The 23,963-nt window shown below is 63.7% G+C and carries 22 protein-coding genes and 1 other RNA gene; 9 read left to right on the forward strand and 14 right to left on the reverse strand.

Annotation, left to right across the window (positions count from 1 at the left end):
- Positions 1–135: 135 nt before the first annotated feature.
- A complete protein-coding gene (locus AC1DXM_RS01800; RefSeq protein WP_112394624.1) occupies positions 136–447 on the reverse strand; it encodes a DUF2853 family protein in 312 nt (103 codons plus the stop codon).
- Between the two features lie 165 nt (positions 448–612).
- Here AC1DXM_RS01800 and ssrA point away from each other — a divergent pair.
- Positions 613–972, forward strand: a transfer-messenger RNA (tmRNA) gene (gene ssrA, locus AC1DXM_RS01805).
- 170 nt (positions 973–1,142) lie between these two features.
- Here ssrA and AC1DXM_RS01810 read toward each other — a convergent pair.
- Positions 1,143–2,348, reverse strand: coding sequence for a multidrug effflux MFS transporter (locus AC1DXM_RS01810; RefSeq protein WP_477231480.1), 1,206 nt, complete (start codon positions 2,346–2,348; stop codon positions 1,143–1,145).
- 186 nt (positions 2,349–2,534) lie between these two features.
- Between AC1DXM_RS01810 and AC1DXM_RS01815 the strand changes: the two genes are divergently transcribed.
- The 4 genes from AC1DXM_RS01815 (at position 2,535) to AC1DXM_RS01830 (ending at position 4,332) form a co-directional block, all read left to right on the forward strand.
- Positions 2,535–3,218, forward strand: coding sequence for a TetR/AcrR family transcriptional regulator (locus AC1DXM_RS01815; protein WP_477231481.1), 684 nt, complete (start codon positions 2,535–2,537; stop codon positions 3,216–3,218).
- A gap of 132 nt (positions 3,219–3,350) precedes the next feature.
- The gene (locus AC1DXM_RS01820; protein WP_477231482.1) at positions 3,351–3,887 is read left to right on the forward strand and encodes an SspB family protein; all 537 of its coding nucleotides are present in this window, start codon (positions 3,351–3,353) and stop codon (positions 3,885–3,887) included.
- Positions 3,888–3,902: 15 nt separating this feature from the next.
- Entirely contained in the window at positions 3,903–4,097 is a 195-nt protein-coding gene (locus AC1DXM_RS01825; protein WP_477231483.1) for a DUF4169 family protein, read from the forward strand.
- A gap of 13 nt (positions 4,098–4,110) precedes the next feature.
- Complete coding sequence (locus AC1DXM_RS01830; protein ID WP_112560429.1) at positions 4,111–4,332, forward strand: ribbon-helix-helix domain-containing protein; 222 nt, start codon at positions 4,111–4,113, stop codon at positions 4,330–4,332.
- Between the two features lie 6 nt (positions 4,333–4,338).
- Here the strand turns inward: AC1DXM_RS01830 and AC1DXM_RS01835 are convergent, their stop codons facing one another.
- From AC1DXM_RS01835 to AC1DXM_RS01850, 4 genes are all read right to left on the reverse strand, one after another.
- Positions 4,339–8,238 (reverse strand): AsmA family protein, encoded by a 3,900-nt coding sequence (locus AC1DXM_RS01835; protein ID WP_477231484.1) that lies wholly within the window; start codon positions 8,236–8,238, stop codon positions 4,339–4,341.
- Between the two features lie 114 nt (positions 8,239–8,352).
- Positions 8,353–8,853 (reverse strand): hypothetical protein, encoded by a 501-nt coding sequence (locus tag AC1DXM_RS01840; protein ID WP_477231485.1) that lies wholly within the window; start codon positions 8,851–8,853, stop codon positions 8,353–8,355.
- A gap of 45 nt (positions 8,854–8,898) precedes the next feature.
- Positions 8,899–9,396 carry an STM3941 family protein gene (locus tag AC1DXM_RS01845; RefSeq protein ID WP_477231486.1) on the reverse strand — a complete coding sequence of 166 codons (498 nt, stop codon included), beginning with the start codon at positions 9,394–9,396 and terminating at the stop codon, positions 8,899–8,901.
- A 26-nt stretch (positions 9,397–9,422) separates the two neighbouring features.
- Positions 9,423–10,832 carry an FAD-binding oxidoreductase gene (locus AC1DXM_RS01850; protein WP_477231487.1) on the reverse strand — a complete coding sequence of 470 codons (1,410 nt, stop codon included), beginning with the start codon at positions 10,830–10,832 and terminating at the stop codon, positions 9,423–9,425.
- A 120-nt stretch (positions 10,833–10,952) separates the two neighbouring features.
- On the opposite strand from AC1DXM_RS01850, the gene AC1DXM_RS01855 reads away from it, so the two are divergent.
- Both AC1DXM_RS01855 and AC1DXM_RS01860 read left to right on the forward strand, forming a co-directional pair.
- Complete coding sequence (locus AC1DXM_RS01855) at positions 10,953–11,432, forward strand: thioesterase family protein (protein ID WP_477231488.1); 480 nt, start codon at positions 10,953–10,955, stop codon at positions 11,430–11,432.
- A 235-nt stretch (positions 11,433–11,667) separates the two neighbouring features.
- Positions 11,668–11,865 (forward strand): hypothetical protein, encoded by a 198-nt coding sequence (locus AC1DXM_RS01860; RefSeq protein ID WP_112394615.1) that lies wholly within the window; start codon positions 11,668–11,670, stop codon positions 11,863–11,865.
- Positions 11,866–11,911: 46 nt separating this feature from the next.
- On the opposite strand, the gene AC1DXM_RS01865 is transcribed toward AC1DXM_RS01860, so the two are convergent.
- Positions 11,912–12,823: a dienelactone hydrolase family protein gene (locus AC1DXM_RS01865; protein ID WP_477231489.1), complete on the reverse strand. Its 912-nt coding sequence runs from the start codon at positions 12,821–12,823 to the stop codon at positions 11,912–11,914.
- 261 nt (positions 12,824–13,084) lie between these two features.
- On the opposite strand from AC1DXM_RS01865, the gene AC1DXM_RS01870 reads away from it, so the two are divergent.
- A complete protein-coding gene (locus AC1DXM_RS01870) occupies positions 13,085–13,225 on the forward strand; it encodes a hypothetical protein (protein ID WP_477231490.1) in 141 nt (46 codons plus the stop codon).
- A 69-nt stretch (positions 13,226–13,294) separates the two neighbouring features.
- On the opposite strand, the gene AC1DXM_RS01875 is transcribed toward AC1DXM_RS01870, so the two are convergent.
- Together AC1DXM_RS01875 and AC1DXM_RS01880 are read right to left on the reverse strand one after the other, a co-directional pair.
- Positions 13,295–15,607, reverse strand: coding sequence for a glucose/quinate/shikimate family membrane-bound PQQ-dependent dehydrogenase (locus tag AC1DXM_RS01875; RefSeq protein WP_477231491.1), 2,313 nt, complete (start codon positions 15,605–15,607; stop codon positions 13,295–13,297).
- A 155-nt stretch (positions 15,608–15,762) separates the two neighbouring features.
- On the reverse strand, positions 15,763–16,206 hold the full coding sequence (locus AC1DXM_RS01880) for a hypothetical protein (protein ID WP_477231976.1): 444 nt from the start codon (positions 16,204–16,206) through the stop codon (positions 15,763–15,765).
- On the opposite strand from AC1DXM_RS01880, the gene AC1DXM_RS01885 reads away from it, so the two are divergent.
- Positions 16,121–18,802, forward strand: coding sequence for an ATP-dependent helicase (locus AC1DXM_RS01885; protein ID WP_477231492.1), 2,682 nt, complete (start codon positions 16,121–16,123; stop codon positions 18,800–18,802). The two genes, AC1DXM_RS01880 and AC1DXM_RS01885, sit on opposite strands and share 86 nt — an antisense overlap.
- A gap of 21 nt (positions 18,803–18,823) precedes the next feature.
- Here AC1DXM_RS01885 and AC1DXM_RS01890 read toward each other — a convergent pair whose 3' ends face one another.
- From AC1DXM_RS01890 to AC1DXM_RS01910, 5 genes are all read right to left on the reverse strand, one after another.
- The gene (locus AC1DXM_RS01890; protein ID WP_477231493.1) at positions 18,824–19,864 is read right to left on the reverse strand and encodes an ABC transporter permease; all 1,041 of its coding nucleotides are present in this window, start codon (positions 19,862–19,864) and stop codon (positions 18,824–18,826) included.
- Complete coding sequence (locus AC1DXM_RS01895; RefSeq protein ID WP_477231950.1) at positions 19,861–20,658, reverse strand: ATP-binding cassette domain-containing protein; 798 nt, start codon at positions 20,656–20,658, stop codon at positions 19,861–19,863. The genes AC1DXM_RS01890 and AC1DXM_RS01895 overlap by 4 nt, the downstream gene beginning before the upstream one ends.
- A gap of 87 nt (positions 20,659–20,745) precedes the next feature.
- Positions 20,746–21,759 carry a substrate-binding domain-containing protein gene (locus AC1DXM_RS01900; RefSeq protein ID WP_112560418.1) on the reverse strand — a complete coding sequence of 338 codons (1,014 nt, stop codon included), beginning with the start codon at positions 21,757–21,759 and terminating at the stop codon, positions 20,746–20,748.
- A gap of 106 nt (positions 21,760–21,865) precedes the next feature.
- Complete coding sequence (locus tag AC1DXM_RS01905) at positions 21,866–22,774, reverse strand: sugar phosphate isomerase/epimerase family protein (protein WP_477231494.1); 909 nt, start codon at positions 22,772–22,774, stop codon at positions 21,866–21,868.
- Positions 22,771–23,805, reverse strand: a complete 1,035-nt coding sequence (locus tag AC1DXM_RS01910; RefSeq protein WP_477231495.1) for a Gfo/Idh/MocA family protein — start codon at positions 23,803–23,805, stop codon at positions 22,771–22,773. Before AC1DXM_RS01910 ends, AC1DXM_RS01905 begins: the two co-directional genes overlap by 4 nt.
- Positions 23,806–23,963 lie beyond the last annotated feature (158 nt).

Here is a 23,963-nt window from a genome sequence, read left to right on the forward strand (position 1 = left end):
GATGAAGAGGGCCAAGACTGCGGTCAGCCCTTTCTCCCCGTCACTATACGGGGAGAAATGCCCGGCAGGGCAATGAGGGGCGGCGTCCACGCTTAACAAGGAGCATGCCAGAAGGCTCGCTACCCAGCAAAAATCTCAGAGCGAGCCGAGCTTGCCCAGATCCTTGGCGACCAGATAATAAAAGGTCACGCGGCTCTTGGAACTGTCGGCGGCCAGCGCCTTGCAGGTCTTCTCGATCGCGGCGTCGGCTTTCGCCCCGTCGGTCACGCCGAGCTTCTTGGCGACCCAGTTGGTCTTGACCCGCTCTAACTCCTTGGGGTCGGTGCACGAGACCAGCGAGGAATCGCGGTTCCTGAGCGCAATGCCCAGATGCTTGACGATCTTTTCGACCGCATCGGCGCTGGCACCGGCGTCGTATTTCTTCACATCCGCAAGATAGTCGGCCATCAGACTTCCCTCGTCGGCGCCACGGATCCGGTCGATGAGGGCTGTGGCGCGCTACGCAACCTGTGCGCTAGGTCGATACTCCTCACCGGCGCAAAGCTTCGGTTGAGACCGTGTCCAAGTCAACCCTCGGGGTCACAGTTTGCCACGGGCAAGAAGTGCCATTGCGGCCTTTCATTTCGTGCGACGACCCCCTATATTCGTTTTGTCGGCTTGACCGACTATGGCGATAAATGGGCGATGAAATAAGCCGTTCGGACCCGGGGGCGGTACCCGGCGCCTCCACCAAAAGCCGCTTTGACCACAAGGCGGTTTTTGCTGGGGGCGAAATAGGATCGACGAAGGTGTAAAGATCGTACTTTTGCCCGGCATTGTACCACCGTCATCGGGCTAAACTTATAGTTGCCAACGACAACTATGCGGAAGCTCGTCTCGCTGCGTAATGCAGTGCGAACGCTTCAAATCAAGCCCTAGAGGTTCGCACTTCTAGGCGGGGTTCGGAGGTACCTGGCAACAGAAACCTCCACTTCTCCCCCTCCATCGATATCATACGCGCAATGTCGGCTGGCGCTGGCTTCGCACGGGCGGCGAAGCCGTCGAGCTGTCTGCGCCCTTTCTCCATTCTGGCTGGGACCGGATTATCCCAGACATGAAAAAAGGCCGGGTCAGATCCGGCCTTTTTCGTTGCGTGTGGTTGCTTACTCAGCCGGCGCTTCCACCGCTTCCCGCGTGCGGCCGAGCGTCAGCTTGGCCAGCGTGAACGAGATCACGGCGCACAGCGTAATGCCGGCCACCATCGGCAGCGGCGTGCCATCGAAGAAGATGCCCGCGACACCCATGGCCAGCGCGCCGATGGCGAAGTGCAGCGTGCCCATCAGCGCCGAGGCCGTGCCGGCGATCTCGCCATGCTCTTCCATGGCCAGCACCGACGTGGTCGGAATGACCAGGCCGAGGAAGCCGTAGCCGATGAAGAGCAGCGCGGCCATCACGTCGAGCCGGTCGACGCCGGTCGCCATGATCGCAAACAACACCACCATCGTCGTGGCATAGCCGGTCACCGCAACCCAGACGATGCGCTTCAGGCCAAACCGTTCCGACAACACTCCGGTCAGCTGCGACATGCCGATAAAGGCCACCGCATTGATCGAGAAGAACACGCTGTAGACCGAAGGCGACAGCCCGTAATGGTCGATCAGGATGAAGGACGAGCTCGAGAGGTAGACGAAGAAGCTGGCAATGCCGAAGCCGGCGATCGCCACCAGGCCGAGGAAATTGCGGTCACCCATCAGGAAGCGATAGCCGGCAAGTGCGGTGCCGAAGGAGGAACCGACGCGTTCTTCCGCCGGCCGCGTCTCCTTGAGCGAGGTCGCCAAAAGAATGGTCGCCAGCAGGGCCGCGCCCGTCACCGTCCAGAACACGGCGCGCCAGCCGAAATTCTCGATGATCTGGCTGCCGGTCAGCGGCGCCAGGATCGGCGACACCGAAAATACCAGCATCAACAGCGACATCAGCTTGGCAGCTTCAGTGCCGGTGTGCAGGTCGCGCACGATGGCGCGCGGCACCGCCATACCGGCGCTGGCGCCGAGGCCTTGCAGGAAGCGGAAGGCGATCAGCCATTCGATGGTCGGCGCCATTGCCGAACCGATGCCGCCGACCATGAACAGCGCCAGGCCGCCATAGAGCGGCAGCTTGCGGCCAACCATGTCGGAGATCGGCCCGACGACGATCTGGCCGAAGCCCATCGACAGGAAGAAAATCAGCAGGCTCATCTGCACGGCGGCGGTGCCTGCATGCAAATCCTCGCCGATCGAAGGCAGCGCGGGCAGATACATGTCGATAGCGAAAGGGCCGATGGCGGACAACAAGCCGAGCACGACCGCGATGCGGAGGAATTTGGGACTCATGATAAAGGCTTCTTTCGAATCTGGTTGCCGCCGGCAAGCGACGTCTAACCCCAGGACGTTCCATCCCGTGGAAATCCGACATCCCGGGGCGAATTCATTCATCCCTTGGAGTGGATTTCCGTTTTCTTATGTCCACAAATTTAGACAGTCTTGTCTAATTCGTCAATCACCTCTATATAGATTTTTATGAAGCCTGCCGTTTCTCCTGACATTTTCCCGCCGCGCGGCCACGAGGCCAAGCGTATGTCGATCATCGATGCGGCGGCCTCGGTGTTTTGCCGCGAAGGCTTTGCCGGCGCCAATATCGACCTGATCGCTGCGGAGGCCGGCGTCTCGCGCCAGACCATCTACAATCACCACCGCGACAAGGAAAAGCTTTTCATGGCCGTGGTGCGCGACCTGACCGAGCGCTGCAATGCCGGCATCTTCGCCACCTTCGCCAGCTTCCCCGATCAGCCCAGGGATCTCGAAGTCGATTTGATCGGCTTCGCCGTGCGCATGAACCAGAACTGCATCTGCAATCGCGACGGACGCTTCCTGCGCAAGCTGATCCAGACCGAAGGCGAGCGCTATCCCGAACTATTCGCCGAGTGGCGCGACCAGGGTCCAGGCCGGACCTGGCCCGCACTTGCCGCCCGTTTCGCCCGCCTCGCCCATGCCGGCCACCTCGCGGTCGACGATCCCGATGTCGCCGCGCGCCAGTTCCTGGCGCTGGCCAACGCCGAACTGCAGACCACCTTCATGCTCGGCGGCACGCCTTCGGAAGATGAAGTGCTGCAATCCGCCACCCACGGCGTGCGCACCTTCCTGCGCGCCTTCGGCAAGCGTAGATCCGCAGCGGCGGTGGAAAAGCAGCTGGCCAGCGCCTGAACGAATCAAAGCCAGCGATCAAATCGTCATTGATGGGCCTCGCTTCGGCGCATCAGCGATCTATATCCGGTTTACGCCGCCCTCAAGCTTGATTACAGCTATGCGGACGATTCAACGGAACCCGACCAGCACATGGCCGACGACCACATCCGCTACGACATTCTGGCCCAGGAGGCGTTGCGCGGCGTCATGCGCAAGGTGCTGGCCGAAGTCGCGCGCACCGGCCTTCCCGGCAATCATCATTTCTTCATCACCTTCCTGACCGGCGCGCCGGGCGTGCGCGTGTCTTCCAGGCTGCGCGAGCGCTATCCCGAACAGATGACCATTGTCATCCAGTTCCAGTATTGGGACCTCAAGGTCACCGATACCGGCTTCGAGGTCGGCCTGTCCTTCTCCGATGTGCCGGAGAAACTCGAAATCCCGTTCTCGGCCGTGCGCGGCTTCTACGACCCGTCGGTCAATTTCGAACTCGAATTCGACGTCAAGACAGACATTTCCGCCGAAGACGAAGCGCCGGCACAGCCGGCTCCCGAGTCCTTGGCCATCGTTTCCGAGAAAAAGCCGAAGGCCGAGAAGAAGGCAGCTGCTGACGCCGAGAAAAAGCCCGCCGTGGCCGATGCCGGCAAGGGCGCCGACGTCGTGTCGCTCGACGCCTTCCGCAAGAAGTAGCCGACGAGCCACGACATGGGCGAAATCGTCAATCTTCGCCAGGTCCGCAAGCAGAAGGCGCGCGCCGAAAAAGAAAAGCTCGCCGGCGAGAACCGCGCTCTGCACGGCCGTTCCAAAGCCGAAAAAACCCGCGACCGGCTGACATCAGATAAGGCCGAGAAGTTCGTCGCCGGCCATCGCCGCGAACGCCCGGAAGATCAGGGCGATTGATGGGCAGCCTGCGGTGAGCCCGGTCGAAAAACGCTCGGTGACGATCCGCGGCCACCGCACCAGCTATTCGCTCGAAAAACCCTTCTATGACGATCTCGTCGCCATCGCCGCAGCGCGAAAGCTGACGCTTGCGGCCCTTGTCGCCGAAATCGACGAGACAAGGCCGCGCGACGCCAATTTGTCCTCGGCGCTCAGGCTCCACGTGCTGGACTGGGCCAAGCGCGGGATGCGTTGAACTGGGCTAGTTGCCCAGCGACTTCAGCAGATTGTCGACCGAGAATGGATTTGTCTTGGGCCTTGGCGGCGCCGGGGCGGTACCGTCATTGACGCCCGGCAGTGAGCGGTCGACCTTCGGCGCCTGCTCCTGAGCCTTGCGTTCGGCCTCCAGCCTGGCCTTTTCCTGCGAAGCAATCCGCATCGCTTGCTCAGCCTTCTTCCGTTCGGCTTCGGCCTTGGCGGCGTCTTCGGCAGCTTGCTGCTCGGCCTGCGCCTTCGCGTCGGCATCTGCCTTGGCCTTAGCCTCCGCTTCGGCCTGCGCTTTTGCGTCGGCTTCAGCTTTCGCCCTGGCATCGGCCTCGGCTTTCAGCCGCGCCGCTTCCTCCTGCTTGCGCAATTCTTCAGCCGCGTTGTCACGTTCGGTCTGTAGCGCAGCGTAGTAGCGCACCTCGCGCCGCAAGCGCTGCTTCTCGAGCAGTGCGGCCTGCATCGCCTCGACCCGCTGCTGTTCCTTCTCCAGCGCGCGCTGGGTCAAAAACTGCGCCAGCGGCTCGCTGTCGAACTGCTTCTTCATCGCGCCGAACGGCCCGTCGACGCTGAAATTGACCGAGGGATCCGACCCGACCAGCGCCTCGTCGCCGGGCTTGTAGGTGATCGTACCCCTGGCGGCGACGGTGCTGGTGTTCAGGTCCGCCGTGATGTCGGCGGACAATGCCGCGCCGGCGTTTTCCAGCTTGACCGGCGGCGCCCTCAGCGTACCGCCGGCAACCGTGAAGGCGATGTCGGTATCGCCGGCGGCAAAACTGCCGTCGCCGGCAATGTCAGGCGCAAAGCTCGCGGTCTTGGCCACGTCGATGTCGCGCCCGATCGTATCGGCCTTGGCGATCAAGGCGCCGAAGGCATCGGGATTGACGCCGGCAATGGTCAGGCCTTTCAGCGCCGCCGTGCCGGAGCCGGAGAGTGCCGCGATCATCGCATCGACGGACTTGCCGCTGGTCGACAGGCCAGTCGAGAAATCGCCACTGCCGCTCAGGCCAGCATTGGGCAGCACGGTCGTGAGATCGGCGCCGGCAAGCCTCATCTGACCGGAGAACAGCCCGGTGCCGTCGGTGTTCTTCAACTCGAACAGCCCGGTGAGCGCGCCGCCGAGCAGCTTTGCCTTCAGGTCGGAAACGCGGATACCTTCCTGGTCGAGTTTTAGCGACAGCGACGCGTCGTACGCTGTCGCCAGCGGTCCGGCGGCAAGCGTGGCTGTCGTTAAATCCAGGTCGGCGGTGAACGGCAGGCTGGACTTCTGGCTGAACGGCGCCGTCGGCCAGTTGCCGTTGCCGGCGACGAAGGACTGGTCGCCGAACAGCGCCACCGCCATTGGGTCGAGGTCGAGTTCGTCGAGCGCCAGCGCACCGGCAAGGTGCGGCAGGCCCTGCTTCACGTCGAGATTGATGTCACCGGACACCGCCGCTTCGTTGATCGACCCGCTGAGACCGCTCAGCACCAGAAGGCCACTGCCGAAATCGGCATCCGCGCTGAGCGAGGTCGAGGTGCCCGTGCCCATGCCCGGCAGGCCGACTCCGGTAGTCATCAGCCAAGGCTCGATATCGGAGGCGTCGAGGCCGATCTTGCCCTTGACGGTCGCGCCTTGCGGACTTTCGGCGACGGTGCCGTCGAACGTTGCCTTGAAATCATCGGCAGCGAGGTTGAAGCTCGTCGCCAGACCGCCGCCAAGCGTGCCTTTCGCCGAGATGTCGGTACTTGCCTGGCCGAGCATGCCGAGCGGCAGCGCCGGCAAGCCATAAAGCGCCAGCAGTGCTGTGGCGTCGGGGTTTTTGGCGTTGAAGGTCAGCGTCACCGGCGCCTCGAGCAACTGGCCGACGGCGCCCTTGCCCGACAGCGACGCCGAAAAGGCCGAACCACCTGCCTTGCCTTGCCCGCTCACCGCCAGCCCCGTCGTGCCGTCACCATTGTCGGCGGCACTTGCCACCAGATCGACTCGCGCGTCCTGGAACAGCTCGGGATAGGCGGAAGTGCGGCTTGCCAATCCCTTCAGCACCTCATTGTCGGGATAGTGTTGCGCGGCGATGTCGATCAGCGGCTTCAGATCGACGGCGACCACCGAGGCGTCGAGCTTGCCGGTCGGGCTGGCCGGGAAATCCTTGACCCGGCCGGTGGCGCTGATCGACGTGCCGGCAAGGCCGCCAATCGACAGCCGGTCGATTTCGAGGAGCCCGTCGCGCAGCCTGAGCGCGGTATCGACGGTGTCGGCAGTCAGCCCGCCGGCGCTGACCGGCCCGGCCTTGATCTGGAAATCGAGGTCGCGGTCGGAAAAGCGGTTGGCGCCCTTGTCGCTGACGAAGATCGAGGCGAACGCCGTCAGGCCGTCGACGTCGAGTTCGCCGCCCGTGAGCCGCATCAGCACCGACGGCTTGGCGTCGTCGGGCTGGCTGGAATCGATGCGGCCGGAAAACTTTGCCTTGCCGAGGATCAGTTCGAGATCGCTGAACGCCTGGCGCTTCTCCGACAGATCGACCTTGGCCTTGAAGCCGGCGGCAGGCAGGCGGCGGATCGCCTCGTCGACATCCTTCGACAGCCAGGCGGCAAAGCCGGAAGGCTGCGCCACCGCCAGCAGCATGGAGCCGCTGAAACCGAAATGATCCTCGACGCTGAGCATGCCGCTGGCTTCCAGCGTGGTGCGCCCGGGCAAGGTCGCAGCCATCGACTTCACCGACCAGCCACCCTCGACCGGCTCGGCCGAGAGATGCACGTCGCGCACCGTGGTGTCGCCGGCCACCACCGCAGGCAGCTTGACCTCGACGGTGCCGGGTATGGTCGGTTTCGGCAGGTCGAGCAGCGCCTGCTCTATCCCGGCAATGCGCTGATCCAGTGTCAGGCCGGTGCCCTTCCCGGCGCCCACCGCCTCGTCCAATTGCACCTGTGCGCCATTGGCCTCGATCGCGAAGCTCGGCTTCTGCCCGAGATCGACAGAAGCCCTGCCGTCGGCGGTATAGGGATTGTCGAGCGGCCCGGTCTCGAAACGGAATTCGTCGACGCCGAGTTTCTGGTGATCGAGCGAGAACTTGCCGTTCAGCCGAAACCCCGGATCGGGCTTGCCGGCGCTGACTTTGCCCGTATTGATCTCAACAATCTCGCCATTGCTGCCGCGCAGCTCGACCGGATTTTTGTCGTTCTTGTCGGCACCGGAAATCTTGAACTGGCCGGAGTAGACGGCGGCCCCGTTGACGATGCCGGCATTGCCGTCGGTCTCGACGACCAGCGGATAGGCATCGGGATCGATCTTGAGCCTCAGCCGCATCTGGCCATTGCCCTCGGCCTTCCCCGTCGAAGCGACGACCGTCGAGCGCAGGCCGTCGAGCAGCAATGTGCCGTCCATGCGCCACGGACCGGCCAGCGACTTGGCCGAGATGGTCGAATTGACCTGAGAAATCAGATGGCTGCGCCCGCCGGCGGCATGGCGCAGCGCAATCTCTCCCTCCGTCACCGTCAGCTTTTCGATCGAGATCTGGTTGAGGTCGAAGGGCGAGGACGGCCGCATCGCCCAGTCGACCGTGCCGTTGTCGGCGATGTCGATCATCGCCTTGGGGTGCACCAGCCGCATGTCGAAGATCAGCACCTCGCCGCGCAGGAACGGCGCCAGCTCCGCGTCCATCGAAAAAGTCTCGACGGTCATTGCCGGCTGGCCGCCGGGACCGCCGGCGACGGTGACGTTGGAGAACGTCACCGAGGGGAACGGCAACAGCCTTGCCGTGGCGTCGCCCTGCACCGTCACCTTGCGGCCGAGAATGGCGCTCGCCTCGCGCTCGAACTCGGCGCGGTAGCCGGTCCAGTCGATAAAATACGGCACCACCAGCGCCGCAACCAGCACCAGCACGAACAAGCCACCGAAGATCACGAACAGGCGTGCGAGCATCAGCTCCGAAAGGGTTGATTGAAAGCCAACTGCACTCTACCTGCATCAGCGTGTCGATAAAGAGGCAATCTCCTTGGCAGACACATTGCAGTTGGCCCATTCCAGTGCGCCCGATCACTGAGATCCGATCGACTCCATCAGCGTCGGCAGGACCGCCCCCTGACGAAGGCTGACCGAAAAGCTCCTTGCAATGAATTCCAGTGTCGAATCCTGGAACGTCAGGATGAAGTGCCGATAGCCGGAAAACAAATCTGGTGTGTGGGACGAATGAACCCGGTTTGCCTTCTCGAAGGAGGCGATCCAGTAGGAGTTGCGGACTTCGAACGCGGAATATGGCCGCAGGCCAAGTCCATAGAGACGATGCCCGCTGATGGCTTCGTCGTTTGGCGGGCCGAATTGCAACGCCAGATAGGGATCCGCCGTCAGGATGGCGATCGATTGGCCGGCAGTCGCGGACGAAATCGAGCGCGGATTGGTGCCGTCGAATTCTGGATCCGGGCTGTTGGCAATATAGGCAATGAGCAGCCTGCCCTCATCGGCAAAGACATGCGGCAAGGGCGCGCCGGCGGACGACAACGGCACGTCGATCGGCAACAGCGCCTCTGATGTCGGCATCTACTGACCCCCACGCAACGACGCAGCTCGCGCGCGCCACGGTTCTTATCCCATCATGGCCCTTCGGCGATATTCGTTCAGCAGCACGGCCATCTCTTCGGGCGAAAATGGCCAGCCCTTGGGCAATGCGGCTTCGGCCCCCAGGCTTTTGGTTATGCTGCGCGTGACGGAGCTCTTCTTGACCCCCGGTGCGAAATTGTACCCGATCATCTCGCCGGCTTTAGGCAAGCTATAGACGTGGAAGCCTTCAATGTCTTTCCAGCGGACCGGCTTCGGCGATCGAACAAGACCGCCGCTGAGAATGAAACCTTGTCCGTTCAGCACCAGCATCTGTGGGCGCACAAGCAACCAGGCAAACACCAACGCGCAAGGCCCGAAGAAGGCCATGCACAACCAAAGGCCGATGGTGTCGTCGTCCTTGGAGACATAGATCAGGAAAGCGCTGCCCAGGACAAAGACGAGGCTGGCCAGCAGCAACAACAATGTCTTGTCGCGCGATGCCCTTATAACCAGGAGCTCCACAGTCTTGGTTCCGTACCGCATTGCCCCTCTCGCCCCTCATATTTCGGCTATGCAGGTAATATCTTGCCCGGGTTCATAATGTCTTGCGGATCGAGCGCTTTTTTGATCGAACGCATGATATCGACGCCGTGGCCGAGCTCGTGGCGCAGGAAGCCGATCTTGCCCTGGCCGATGCCGTGTTCGCCAGTGCAGGTGCCGTCCATGGCGATCGCCCGCATGTTCAGCCGCGCGACGAATTTTTCGGCCAGCGCGATCTCCTTGGGGTCGTTGACATCCATCAGCACCAGCACGTGGAAATTGCCGTCGCCGGCATGACCGACGATCGGCGCCACCAGGCCCATCTCGGCAATGTCGGCCTCGGTTTCAGCCACGCATTCGGCCAGCCGCGAGATCGGCACGCAGACATCGGTCGACAGGCCCTTGGCGCCCGGCCGCAGCGTCAGCGAGGCCCAGTAGGCGTCGTGCCTGGCCTTCCACAATTTCGTCCGCTCCTCGGCGACGCTGGTCCACAGGAACGGCCCGCCGCCATTGTCCTCGGCGATTGCGCCGAAGGTTTCCGCCTGCTCGGCAACGCCGGCATCGCTGCCATGGAATTCGACGAACAGGCACGGGCTCTCGGGATAATCGAGCCTGGAATAATTCTTCATCGCCCGCATCTGCAGCGCGTTGACCAGTTCGATGCGCGCCACCGGGATGCCCATCTGGATCGTCGCGATCACAGCGTTGCAGGCAGCCTCCAGGCTCGGAAACGGACAAACACCGCCGGAGATCGCCTGCGGGATGCCTTGCAGCTTCAGCGTCAGCGAGGTGATGATGCCGAGCGTGCCTTCCGAGCCGACCAGAAGCCGCGTCAGGTCGTAGCCGGCCGAGCTCTTCTTCGCCCGCTTGCCGGTGGTTACCGTCTCGCCATCGGCCATCACGGCCGTCAGCGACAGCACATTCTCGCGCATCGTGCCGTAGCGCACCGCATTGGTGCCGGAGGCCCGCGTCGCCGCCATGCCGCCCAGCGAAGCATTGGCGCCGGGATCGATCGGAAAGAACAGGCCGGTGTCACGCAGATGACGGTTCAGGTCCTCCCGCGTAACACCCGGCTCGACCGTGCAGTCGAGATCCTCAGGGTTGACCGCCAGGATGCGGTTCATGCGCGATGTGTCGACCGAGATGCCGCCGCCCGGCGCATTGGTGTGCCCCTCCAGCGAGGAGCCGACGCCGAAGGCGATGACAGGAACGCGGTGCGCGGCGCAGGCGCGCACGATCTCCTGCACCTCTTCTGTCGTCTCCGGGAACGCAACGCCATCGGGCGCCTGCGTCGGAATATAGGTGGTGGTATGCGCATGCTGCGAGCGGATCGCCGCGCCGGTCTGGAAACGTTCGCCGAACTGCTGCTTGAGGACGCCGAGCACGGCGGCGATGCCTTCCTCGTTGCGTTCGACCGGGTTGAGGTCGCTCAGAGCCATGAATTCCTCCGCGAATGGACCAGCGTCCACGCTTGTTATGCGATTATGGATGCGTAGTCTCACCTACCGCGGCCTGTCCAGCACCAGAACTCGGTCCAGCACCAGAACAAGGAAGTTCCAATGTCCATCCCTGCCCCGTACGTCTCCAAGCCGATGGACATCGAGAAGGACTGGATCGACTATAACGGCCATCTCAACATGGCCTATTATAACGTGCTGTTCGACCGCTGTTCGGACGAGGCCTTCGCGGCGATGGGCATGGGGCTGGACTATGTGAAGGAGCGGCGCCTCACCATCTACACGGCCGAGGTCCATGTTTGCTACGTCCAGGAGCTGCATCTCGAGCACAAGGTCGTCGTCTCGTTTCAGCTGATCGACCATGACGACAAGCGGCTCAGGGCCTATCAGGAAATCCGCCATGTCGATGGCTGGCTCGCCGCCACCTCCGAAACCCTGTCGCTGCATGTCGATATGTCCGGGCCGAAAGTCGCGCCCTTCCCCGCCGACGTGCAGGCCAAGGTGGGAGCGATGCGCGCCGCCCATTCGGCGCTGCCGATGCCCGAACGCGCCGGCCGTTCGATCGGCATCAAACGCAAGTAAGCCGAACTCTGTCCTCGCCAGGGCTCCAAAGCCACACTGGCAAGCCAAAGTCGCAGCGTCCCCAAAATCCACTGGTCGCTGCGCTTGAAGCGTTTTCGGCCCCGCGTTAACCTTACTGAGCTTTTAACGTTAACAAACCATTTGAGCCATTGAACGACTCAGCGGACCGTTTGAGAACGGGCTGATTAAGAGTTGCGATGCGGGCGGCGGGGCACAGGCGGTTCGAGGAACGTGCATGAAAACCGACATCAAGGTCGAAGTGGACAGGCTGGCTGCCGATCCGCGCGTCACCGACTATGATTTCTGGCGCTCCTTGAAGAACGTCAACAACGAGATCTTCCAGATCGCCAACAACAATGAGCCGATCCCTTTCGACATGATTCGCTGGCGCGCCATCCTGAAGCAGGCGCGCATGAAACGCGGCCACGCCTGACGTCGGCCTGCACTACTCATTGCCCCGCCGGGCGTCGACTGGTCGACTAAGCCAGCTTCTCCTTCAGGAAAGCGATCGTCCGGCCCCAGGCGAGATCGGCTGCCTTCTTGTCGTAGCGTGCGGCTGACGTGTCGTTGTTGAAGGCATGGTTGACGCCGTCATAGACATAGACCGTGTAGTCGACATGCGCGGCGTCGAGCGCCTTCTTGTAGGCGTCGATGCCGGCGTCGATGCGCTCGTCGAGCCCGGCATAGTGCAACAGCAGCGCCGCCTTGATCGTCGCCGCGTCCTCGGCCTTCGGTTGCATGCCGTAGTAGGCGACGCCGGCCGCGAGTTCAGGCGCGTTGACGGCCAAATCGTTGACCGCGCCGCCGCCCCAGCAGAAGCCGACCGCGCCGACCTTGCCGTTGCCATCCTTCTCGGCCTTGAGATAGGCAATGGTCGCCAGGCCATCGGCGGTGACCTGGCTGGCGTCGAGCTTGGTGAACATGTCGCGCGCCTTGTCTTCATCACTTGGCGTGCCGCCGAGCGGCGACAGGAAGTCCGGCGCCAGCGCCACGAAACCTTCCAGCGCCACGCGCCGCGCGATATCCCTGATATGCGGGTTGAGCCCACGGTTTTCATGAATGACGATGACGGTGCCGAGCTTGCCGGACAGGCTCGCCGGCTTGACCAGGTAGCCCTTCATCTCGCCGCTGCTGCCGGGATAGGTAATATCCTCAGCCTTCACCCGCGGGTCGTTGTCGGCGACGATTGCCGCCTGCGCCGAGTTCGCCGCCAGCAGCGGCGCGATCGCAGCCGCCGCCGCGCCCGACCCGGCGAGCCTGGTCAGTTGCTCCATGAAACGGCGGCGGTCGAGCGTCAGATGCGTGTATTCGTCATAGGCGTCGATCATCGCCTGGCTAATGGCAGGAGTCGTGATGGCAGGCTTGGCGGCTTCGTCGGCGGGTTTCGTCATGGCGTGTTCCTCGGTGGGAGATGACCTCTTGGTCACTCCGGGATTACCTCGCGGGTCAAGATAGGGTGCAAGCGCACACGGTCCAGTCACGGGTCAGTGACGGTTCCGCCATCAGGCGGATCGTACGTTTTGCAAACTCCTCGCCGGGCAGCCATCACATTTTGGTCATTTCGGCAGATCTTGATGGTTGTCGCCACAATGTGAGGGGAAGCTGACTGTGGCTCGCCTGTCGGGCGGGCCCGACGAGAAGGAATAAATTTGATGACCTTGTCCACTCCGATCCTTGCAAGTGCGCTCGTGCTTGCTGTTGCTGGCTTGCTGGCGATGCGCTCCGCCGCTGCCGCGGCCGCCGCGCGGATGGTGAAGGTCCGGGTCGACCAGCGCCGTTCGAAAACCCGCTAACTGATAGCCGAGGGGAAATACCACGGACGCCCAGAGCATCCTGAAGAGCCATCTCGGACTCTAGGCCATCTACTTCGGCAGCGTATACGCCATCACATAGTCGCCCGGCTTGGTGCCGACCGAGCCGTGGCCGCCGGCGACGATGACCACGAACTGGCGGCCATCGGCGACGGTGTAGGTCATCGGCGTCGATTGCCCGCCTGCCGGTAGCCTCGCCTGCCAGAGCTGCTTGCCCGACGTCACATCATAGGCGCGCAGATAGTCGTCGACCGCCGCGCCCAGGAAGGCGACACCGCCGGCGGTGATCATCGGTCCGCCAATGCCGGGAACGCCGACCTTCAGCGGCAGAGGCAGCGGCGTCATGTCGTAGACGGTGCCGTTGCGGTGCTTGTAGGCGATCTTGCCAGTTCTGAGATCGACGCCCGCGACATAGCCCCATGGCGGCGCCTGGCACGGCACGCCGAGTGGCGACAGGAACGGCCCCATCACCACTGCGTAGGGCGCTCCTTCATTGCGGTTGAGCCCCTGTTCGCTGCCGCGACCTTCATCCGGCGGTGGCACCTGGTCGCGCGGAATGAGCTGCGATTTGAAGGCGAGATAGGTCGGCATGCCGAACATCACCTGCCGCACCGGATCGACAGCGACGCCGCCCCAGTTGAAGGTGCCGAAATTGCCGGGATAGATCAGCGACCCCTGCACGGAAGGCGGGGTATAGCGGCCCTCATAACGCAGGCCCTGGAATTCGATCCGGCAGGCCAGCTGGTCGAACATGGTGATGCCCCACATGTCGGCGCCGGTCAGCGGCTTCGGGTTAAAGGACAGATCCGAAACCGGCTGCGTCGGTGACGTGTGATCGCCCTCGATCGCGCCGCCCGGTGCCGGCACTTCCTTGACCGGAATGATCGGCTCGCCGCTGCGCCTGTCGAGCACATAGAGGTCGCCCTGTTTGGTCGGCCCGACCAGCGCCGGCACCAGGCCGGCAGCCGTGGTGATGTCGACCAGCGTCGGCTGCGCCGGCACGTCCATGTCCCAGAGGTCGTGATGCACGGTCTGCCGCACCCAGCGCAATTGTCCGGTGGCGAGATCGAGCGCCGTGATCGAGGAGGAAAACTTTTCGACATTGGCGCTGCGCCCGGCGCCGAGCTGGTCCGGCGTCTGGTTGCCGAGCGGCACGTAGAGCAGTCCGAGCTTCTCGTCGGCGCTCGGTGTCGACCACATGTTGGGCGAGTTGTGGGTGTAGGTCTGGCCTGCCGCCAGCGGTGTCGTCTGGTCCGGATTACCGGAATCCCAGTTCCATACAAGCGCGCCGGTGTCGACATCGAAGGCGCGGATGACGCCGGACGGTTCCTCGGTCGAATAATTGTCATTGACCGCGCCGCCGACGATGATCTTGCCGCCTGATATCAGCGGCGCCGATGTCGAATAGTAGTAGCCCGACTTCGGGTACGGCATGTTGGTCAACAGGTTCAGCGTGCCGGCTTCGGCAAAGGACGGGCAGACCTGGCCATTGGCGGCATCAAGCGCGATCAGCCGCGCGTCCGAGGTCGGCAGATAGACGCGTGTCGCGCAGGGCTGGCCAGCGGCGATCTTGGCATCGGCGTAGTAGGACACGCCACGGCAGGTCTGGTGCTGGCGGTCCTTGTCGAGCTTGATCTTGGGGTCGAAGCGCCATTTCTCCTTGCCGGTCGCGGCATCGATGGCGATGGCGAAATTGTGCGGCGTGCAGATGTAGAGCGTGTCGCCCACCTTGAGCGGCGTTACCTGATAGGTGGTTTCGCCGATGTCATCCGGACCCTTCACGTCGCCGGTCTGGTAGGTCCAGGCCGGCTGCAATTTGGCAACATTGTCCGGCGTGATCTGGTCGAGCGGCGAATAGCGCTGACCATAGGGCGTGCGGCCATAGAAGTGCCACTCGCCCGGAGGCACATTGCCGCCGAGATCCGCGGTCGGCGTCACCTTGTCGGCGCTGAGCTCACCGGCGATGTCCTTGGGATCGGCGGTCATCGAATAGCCAGCCACTGCGAGCGACGCGAGCACGGCCAGGATGAGCGGCGCACGCGCGTCGGGGCCGGTGAGGCCCTGCCTTGCCCACGGCGTCAGCAGCCACAGCGCCAGAAGCACGATGACGCCGCCGCGCGGGCCGAGTTCCCACCAGTCGAAGCCGATTTCCCACACCGCCCAGGCAAGCGTGCACAGCACGATCGCAGCGTAGAGCCACAGCGCCGTCGATTTGCGCCGGAACAGCAGCCAGGCGGTTATCAGGAAGGCGAGCCCGGTGATGACATAATACCAGCTGCCGCCCAACATCACGAGCCGGACGCCACCGCCGCCAAGCGCCAGGCCGATGAGGAACAGGATGAGGGAGGTGATGACCACAGCCAAGACGATACTCCTTCGACTGTTGCGCTTTGCGGCGCCTCTCAGGCAGCCGCCCCTGCCCTGTCGCCAGCTTTCTCCCGCAGGCCACGTGTGTCAAGCTTGGCCTGCCAGCATAGGGTGAGAACAAGGCGGTCCCTTTGACCGCCTTTCGCAACGGCTCAGCGCTGCAGCACATCCAAGAGATTTTGACCGGTCGCGCGCTGGACATGCGCAACGACCATCTCGGTCGGCACCTGGGCGATCGGGTCGCCCTTGGCCACCATGTCGAACAACACCGACCATTTTGGGTGGAAGTAGGCGTAGCACATGCCGCGATCGGTCTCGACGACGAAGCGAACGATCTTGATGCCGTCGCCGAGATCCTGGCCCGGCTGGCCCTGATGCCAGGCAATGAACTGGCGCGGCTGGGTTCGGCAGCGATAATATTCCCACCACGATCGAGAATCTGGCTTCCAAACCAGAACAAAACGTAGACACTTCTGGTCTTTCGCCGCCGAATCACTACATTCGGGGGCGATGTCCGGCTTTTCGGAAGACATGCCCTTTTTTGACGAACCGAATGCGCGGCCCGCGGCCCCGTCGGGGATAGCCGCGCGCGCCATGGCGGCCCGCAGCGGCCAAAACAGCGCGCCTGACTACCTGAAGGGGTTGAACCCCGAGCAGCGGCTGGCGGTCGAAACCACCGAAGGCCCGGTCCTCGTGCTGGCCGGTGCCGGGACCGGCAAGACGCGGGTGCTGACCACCCGCATCGCCCACATCCTCGCTACCGGCAAGGCCTTCCCGTCGCAGATCCTGGCGGTCACCTTCACCAACAAGGCCGCGCGCGAGATGAAGCAGCGCATCGGCATCCTGATCGGCGAAGGCAATGTCGAGGGCATGCCGTGGCTCGGCACCTTCCACTCGATCGGCGTGAAGCTGCTGCGCCGCCATGCCGAGCTTGCCGGGCTCAAATCCGATTTCACCATCCTCGACACCGACGATGTCGTGCGGCTGATCAAGCAGCTGATCCAGGCCGAAGGTCTCGACGACAAGCGCTGGCCGGCCAAGCAGTTCGCGCAGATGATCGACGGCTGGAAGAACAAGGGCCAGGGCCCCGCCGACATTGCCGAAGGCGACGCCCGCGCCTTTGCCAATGGCAAGGGCCGCGAGCTCTACAAGGCCTATCAGGAGCGGCTGCAGACGCTGAACGCTTGCGACTTCGGCGATCTGCTCTGCCACCCGATCCGCATCTTCCGCGCCAATCCGGACGTGCTCAAGGAATACCACAAGCGCTTCAAATACATTCTCGTCGACGAGTACCAGGACACCAACACCGCCCAGTACATGTGGCTGCGCTTGCTGGCGCAGCGGCCGCAATCCTCCCCCCTCGAGGGGGAGGTGCCCGCGAAGCGGGCGGAGGGGGTCGCCGCAGAAGGCACCACCAGGGCGTCGAGCGCTGCCGACCGGACCCCACCCGACCGGGCTTCGCCCGGCCACCCTCCCCTCAAGGGGGAGGGGTCCCAGCGCGCCACCGTAAACATCTGCTGCGTCGGCGACGACGACCAATCCATCTATGGCTGGCGTGGCGCCGAGGTCGACAACATCCTGCGTTTCGACAAGGATTTTCCAGGCGCCACCATCATCCGGCTGGAGCGCAACTATCGCTCGACGGCGCATATCCTTGGTGCCGCCTCCCATCTTATCGCCCACAATGAGGGCCGCTTCGGCAAGACGCTGTTCACCGACCGCAACGAGCCCGAAGACAACAAGGTGCATGTCCACGCCGCCTGGGATTCCGAGGAGGAGGCACGCGCCGTCGGCGAAACTATCGAGACCTACCAGCGCGCCAAGCACAATCTCAACGACATGGCCATTCTTGTCCGCGCCTCGTTCCAGATGCGCGCCTTCGAAGACCGCTTCATCACCCTCGGCCTCAACTACCGCGTCATTGGCGGCCCGCGTTTCTACGAGCGCATGGAAATCCGCGATGCGCTGGCCTTCTTCCGTGTCGTCGCCAATGGCGGCGACGACCTCGCTTTCGAGCGTATCGTCAATGTGCCGAAGCGCGGGCTGGGCGAAGCCACCATCCGCCAGATTCACGACACGGCGCGTGCATTGCGCATCCCGATGCTCGAAGCGGCCGGCAATCTCGCCGAAAGCGACGAGTTGAAGCCCAAGCCGCGCGCCGCCTTGCGCGAAGTCGCCGCCAATTTCGAGCGCTGGCAGAAGGCCCTGGAAACCACGCCGCACACCGAACTCGCCGAGACCATTCTCGAGGAGAGCGGCTACACCGACATGTGGAAGAACGACCGCTCGGCAGAAGCGCCGGGCCGGCTGGAAAATTTGAAGGAACTGGTCCGTTCCATGGAGGAGTATGAGTCGCTGCGCTCCTTCCTCGAACATGTGGCGCTGGTCATGGATGCCGAGCAGAATGCCGGGCTCGATGCCGTCAGCATCATGACGCTGCATTCGGCCAAAGGCCTCGAATTCGAGACCGTCTTCCTGCCCGGCTGGGAGGAAGGCCTGTTCCCGCATCAGCGGGCGCTGGACGAAGGCGGCCGCTCCGGCCTGGAGGAAGAACGGCGCCTCGCCTATGTCGGCCTGACGCGGGCGAAGAAGAACCTGCATATCTGGTTCGTGTCGAACCGCCTGATCCACGGCCTGTGGCAATCTACCATCCCGTCACGCTTCCTCGACGAACTGCCGGAGAGCCATGTCGAAGTCGCCGAAAGCGGCAACTCCTATGGCGGCTACGGCAATGCCTATGGCGGCGGTTCTTTTGCTTCCGGACGCGGCGGTCAGCGCGGCGGACGACAGAACCCCTATGGCGCGTCCCGCTTCGACACGGTCGGCGAGGACAAAGCCTTCTCCAACACCTATGCCACCCCGGGCTGGCAACGCGCGCAGGCAAACCGCACCGAAGCCACCGACCGCAACTGGGGCACCCGCTCCGGCCACCAAGTCGAGCGCATCGGCTATGGCGAGACCGATAGCGGCTACGGCGCCGGCCGCACCTCGGTCAAAGGCCGCACCATCGACGGCGAACTGGTCGCCAAATCCGTCGCCGACACGCCGTCACCCTTCAGCGTCGGCGACCGCGTCTTCCACCAGAAATTCGGCAACGGCAACATCTCCGCCATCGAAGGCAACAAGCTGACCATCGACTTCGACAAGGCCGGTCAGAAACGCGTGCTCGACGGGTTCGTCGCGGCGGTGTGACCCGCATTAACGGCTACCCCCTCACCTGTACCGCGCCTGGTTCCACTTATGGCCGAGCAGCGACAGGATGATGATCAGGCCGTTGAAGAACTGCACGTAGAAGCCGCTCAGCCCCGCCGCCACCACGCCGGTCTGGATGAAGGCGACGGTGACCGCGCCGATCGCTCCACCGGCGACCGTGCCGATGCCGCCCCAGGTCGGCGTGCCGCCGACGAACACCGAGGCCAGCACCGGCAGGAGATAGCCGTCTCCGGCTGTCGGCCACCAGGTGAAGTTGATCATCACCGAAAACGTGCCGGCGATCGCTGCGCCTATGCCGACAAAGACAAACACTTTCACCCGCACGCGTTTGACGTCGATGCCCATCTGCTGGGCGCTATCGGGATTGTCGCCGACCACCCTGACCTGCGCGCCGAAGCGGTGACGGTTGTAGAGCATCGCTGACAAAACGACGAAGGCGAGCGCCCAGAAGATCTGCACCGGGATGCCCCACACCTGGCTGGAGAAGATCTTGTAGGCCCAGCTGTCGGCAAGGCCGGTCAGCGCCGTCGACTTGCCTTCGTTGATGATCTGGATCAGGCCGCGCAGCAGAAAATTCATGCCGAGCGTGGCGATCAGCGACGACAGCCCGCCATAGACGACCAGCGAGCCGACGAGGAAGCCGAGCAGCGTCCCGGTGACGATTGCTGCGGCAATGCCGAGGAACGGGTCGTAGCCGGACTGCACCACCAGCGCGAACACCCAGGAAGCAAAACCCATGGTGGCCGGAAACGACAGGTCGATCTCGCCGCAGGTGACGACGAAGACCAGCGGCACCACCACGAACAACGCGACCGGCAGCGTCGTCAGCACCGAGCTGTAGAGATACCAGGTGGTGAACACGGTCGGGTTGGCGATCAGGAATACTGCCATCATGACGATGAACACGGCGAGCGTGCCGAGTGCGGCGCGATTGTCGATGACGAAGCCGCGCAGCCAGTGATCGGACGGGTGTTTCCATTCGGGTCGCGCTGCCTCGCCGCCGAGCGGGCTCTGCAGATCGGGTTCCATGGTCTTGCTCATCGCACTGCCCTCTCCGCATCGCCGGCATCGTGCAGGCCCGGCAATCCGCCGGGGTGCGCAACGTCTTCCATGAAGTTGATGAGATCCTCGGCCGACTTCACCTGGCTGCGATCGGCGGTTAGCGCCACCTTGCCGCGGTCCAACACCACGAAGCGGTCGGCAATGTCGAAGACATGGTGGATGTTGTGGCCGATGAACAGGATCGAACGGCCGCTCGCCCGCACCTGGCGCACGAAGTGGAACACCTTGGCGGTCTCAGTCAGAGACAGTGCTGTGGTCGGCTCGTCGAGGATGATAAGCTCCGCCTGCTTGTAGATGGCGCGCGCGATCGCCACGCCCTGGCGTTCGCCGCCCGACAGCTGGCCGACGATCGAATGCGGCGTGAACACCTTCGAGGTGAAGCCGATCTCGCGCATCAGCCGGCTGGCCTCCTCGATCTCCTTGTTGACCTTCAAAAAGCCCATGAAGCCAGTGAGTTCGCGGCCCATGAAGATGTTGCGCACGATGGTCTGCTGGACAGCCAACGCCCGGTCCTGGAACACCGTCTCGATGCCGGCGTCGCGTGAGCGCGCCGCACTCCAACCGGTCACCGGCTTGCCGCGCACCAGGATCTCGCCGCTGGTCGGCTTGACGACGCCGGACAGGATCTTGATCAGCGTCGACTTGCCGGCGCCATTGTCGCCAATCAGGCCGACCACCTCGCCGCGATCGACGCTGAGATTGACCCCGCCCAGCGCATAGACCTGGCCGTAGGATTTGCTGATGTCGCGCAGTTCGATGATGCGTTCGGCCATGGCGATCCTCGCGTTCATTGTCGCTTGCCGGCATTCTCGCCAGCGGTCCTGCCGGCTGGGCTTGGGCCCAGCCGGCAGCTTGGGAGGTCAGCGCAGCGCCTGCTTGGCGAGCTCGGCGACGATCTCGTAATTCTGCGGCGTGACGAAGCCGGCGCCGGTGTCGACATTCATCGGCGCCAGGCCCAGCACCACCTGCTGGCAGAGGCTGAGGATCGGCAGGTAGCCCTGCAGGAACGGCTGCTGGTCGGCCGTCAGCTGCACCCAGCCGCCCTTGAACGCCTCGACGATCTGCGGGCTGGTGTCGAAGCCGAAATTGAAGATGTCGCCGGGCTTGCGGCCTGCCGCCTGCATGTAGGTGGCGACATTGCCGAGCATCTGGCCGCCGGGATAGCCGACCGCCTTGACGTCAGGATTGTTGAGGAGCGCTGCCGTGATCACCGGGATCGCCAGATTGGGGTCGGACGCCCATTCGCCGCTCGGCGGCGACGACAGCTGGATGACCTCGACGCCGGCCTCCTTGAGCGCAGCCACCGTGCCGCGCTCGCGCGCGCCGCGGGCCTCGTTCTCGAACGGGCCGATCATGATCGCCTTGTCGCCGGACTTGAGCTTGCCGAGCTTGAACGCCTCGGCGCCGAGCGCGCGGCCCTGCTGTTCCTGCTGGGCGCCGACATAGCCGCCGCCGAACGCTTCCACCACCTTCGGCACCGGCACGTTCTGGTACATCATCTTGATGCCGTCCTTGTGCGCCTGCTCGGCCAGCGGCATGATCGCGGCGTCGCCGGGATGGCCCATCATGGCGATGCCGTTGGGCTTGACCGCGACGGCTTCGCGCAATTGCTGCACCATCTTCTCGACGTCCCACTGCGAGAAGATGTAGTCGACCTTCGGCCCGAGATCGGCGGCCGCCTGCTTGGCGCCATTATAGACGATGGTACCAAAGGCGTCGCCCTCGGCGCCGCCGACGAAGAACCGGATATGGACGTCCTTGCACCATTGGGCGTCGAGCGCCTGCGCCGGCAAAGTGGAGATGGCGGCGCACAGCGCCGTGGCGGCGGCCACGACGGTCGAGCGCAAAACTGTCGTTCTCATTGCGATGCTCATGCACGTTCCTCCCTTTTGTCCTCGGTGAGCCGAGGGGTTTCGTCATTTCGCTTGTCAGCAGTGCTCGGTACTCTTCTCCGGCCGGCTCCTCCCGCCGGCCGCTCCGTCACGCCGGGTTCGGCAGATAGGTCGCTCCTCCCCTGCATTGCTTCAGGTATTCAAGCGCACGCACCTGGCCGGTGATTTCGAGATCCCCGCGATAGACCGGGTCGTGCCAGCCCTCGATGTCGATGGCGCCCTTGTAGCCGACCAGCCGCAATTCGCTGATCACCCGCGTCCAGTCGCTGTCGCCGAAACCCGGCGTCCGCATCTGCACGAAGGGCAGCCGGCCGAACACGCCATGCTCGCGGATGACATCCCAGCGCACCGTCGCGTCCTTGCCATGGACATGGAAGATGCGCGGTGCCCATTTGCGAATCTGCGGGATCGGATCGATCAGGTAGACGAGCTGATGGCAGGGCTCCCATTCGAGACCGAGGTTGTCGTCGGGCACTTCATTGAACATCAGTTCCCAGGCGTCGGGATTGTGGGCGATGTTCCAGTCGCCGACGGCCCAGTTGCCGTCCATGGCGCAGTTTTCAAAGGCGATGCGCACGCCCTTGTCGGCGGCGCGTTTTGCCAGCGGGCTCCAGACCTCGCGGAAGCGTGGCAGGCTGTCGGTCAGCTTCTTGCCGCGCAGACGGCCGGTGAAGCCGCTGACCGTGGAAGTGCCGAACAGATGTGCATTGTCGATCACCGTTTCCCAGGCGGCGAGCACGCCGCGGTCGACCTCGCCATCCTCCAATGGATTGCCGAACACGCCGAGCGAGGACACGCTGACATCGGCATCGCCAATCGCTTCGCGGATCTCACCGGCGAGCCGCGGCAGATCCTTGCCGCCGAGTGTCTGCCAGAAGAAGGGCTGGATGCTCTCGAAGCCGAGCGGCAGGATCTGTTTGATGTAGGCGGTCGGGTCGTCGAGATTGGCCCGCACCATGGTGCCAATCCGGATGTCGAGAAGCGGGTTTGGCATCATTGTGTTTCCTGTGTGGGGATAGCCACCCGGCGCCCGGTCTCGGCGCTCTCGATGGCGCCAAAAACCATGGCCAGGCTTTTGATGTTGTCGGAGCCGCGCGTTTCCGGCTCGGTGCCGGTCTCGATGGCGCGCATGAAATCCCTGATGATGCCGAGATGGCCGCCGACCCGGTCGGCCGGATCGAGCGCAGGCACGTCGATCGCCTGCGTTTTGTCGATAATCCCGTCGCGGCCCGGCACCACCACTTCCGCCTTCAGGCCGTCATTGCCGTCCCAAATGAGGCTGCCGCGCTCGGCGACGATGCGCCAGCTGCCTTCCCAACTGGTGCGGAAACCGTCGGCGCACCAGGAGCCGGCATAGGTAAAGATCTTGCCGCCGCCGAGGTCGAAGACGGCGCTGGCCGACGAGCCCTGCCGGTACCAGGAATTGGCCGGCTCCCATTCCTGGCAATAGACGCCGGCGGGATCGCCGCCGACCATGTAGCGGGCGGCGTCGAACGTATGGATCGCCATGTCGAGCAAGAGCACATGCGCCATCTCCTCGCGAAAACCGCCGAAATGCGGGGCGACGAAGAAGTCGGCATGGATACTGGTCGGCTTGCCGATGGCGCCCGAGTCCAGAAAGCGCCTTATGCGCCGGACATTGGCGACATAGCGGCGGTTCTGCACCACGGCATGGACGCGCCCGGCCCGGCGCGCCGCCTCGACGATGGCGCGAGCATTTTCCGGAGTGTCGGCCAGCGGTTTTTCCGTCAGCAGATGGCAATTGTGGGCAAAGGCGGCAAAGGCGACGTCGCGACGCGCGGCGGGCACCACCACGTCGAACACGGCGTCAGGCTTCGTTTGGTCGAGTACAGCATCGAGGCTGATGCCGATGACGGCGCCGTCCAGCCCGTATTCGCGCGCCCTCGCCTGCGCCCGTTCGGCGTCGAGATCGACAAGGCCGACAATGGCGAGCCCGTCGGTTTGCCTTGCGGCATCGAGCCAGGCCTTGCTCATCGCACCACAGCCGACGAGGACGGCATTCATCATCCGGCATTCCTCCCGTCCGGTCCCTCCAGACCGAATGTCACGGCATCCACGGCATCACCGTAAACGTTTTTCCGTAAACGTTTACGAGAACACACCCGATGGCGTAGAATGTCAATCGGCTGCCTGCAAAAATCATCCCAAAGCCTTGGCCTGAGCGG

Source organism: Mesorhizobium sp. P3_A2, from assembly GCF_056403115.1.